This window comes from Alicyclobacillus suci (assembly GCF_017329615.1).
In the GTDB taxonomy this organism is placed as follows: domain Bacteria; phylum Bacillota; class Bacilli; order Alicyclobacillales; family Alicyclobacillaceae; genus Alicyclobacillus; species Alicyclobacillus suci.
The window spans coordinates 1-634 of the sequence record NZ_JAFMTW010000152.1 but is presented as its reverse complement, the minus strand read 5'-3'; the positions used below and the strand labels follow the sequence as shown (position 1 = coordinate 634).

Here is a 634-nt window from a genome sequence, read left to right as displayed (position 1 = left end):
TAATGAAATCAAGGCTCTTTAACAGCTTAAGCTTCTGTTGCGCATCTGGCGGAAGGTCAGGCACAGACAAGTCCTCAAGGTATTTCTTGTACGTGAACTCCGCCAAACGAATGCGGTTCTTCACGGACGATTCCTGTCTGGCATCGCACTCGCGTTGAAGTAACAATCCAAGAAACTCCTCGTACGTCATGTCGCGTTGCTGTGCTTCAGTGACATGTTCGCTTAGGTGCGCCCGGATCATGGGTAATCGCAGTTCCTTGGTGTACTGGATAATCGCGTCATGCCAGGTCTTGCGCGGTGTGGTGTGGCTGCTACTCATGCACTCACCGCCTCCCGTTCTACGGAACTGGTGCGAAGCAACGCATCGTACTGGCGCAGTTGTTGGATGGCGTGTTCTGAGATGTCCTTGCTCTCGTTCCCAAGCAGGAACTCACGCTGTACCTGTTTGTCCTTGTTTCTTGCGCAAACCAGCTTAATGTTGTCTGTCTTAAGCCCCGTTATATAATTGGACAAGACCTGATGTTTGTAGAAGGAAAGACTCAGGAGGGATTGTTCATGGTCAGACGTAAGTTTTCCCAGAAGTTTAAGGAACAGGTTGTGAAGGAATGTTTGGAGACTGGCAATGTGTCCATCG

At 49.8% G+C, this 634-nt stretch carries 1 protein-coding gene and 1 pseudogene; both read right to left on the bottom strand.

Features of this window, described 5'->3' with window-relative positions; genetic code table 11:
* On the bottom strand, positions 1-319 hold a 319-nt coding region (locus J3482_RS20205; protein ID WP_236018427.1), incomplete at its 3' end, for an ATP-binding protein.
* Positions 316-634 (bottom strand): annotated as a pseudogene (locus J3482_RS20200) (hypothetical protein); the annotation flags it as partial. The pseudogene J3482_RS20200 and the gene J3482_RS20205, both read right to left, overlap by 4 nt.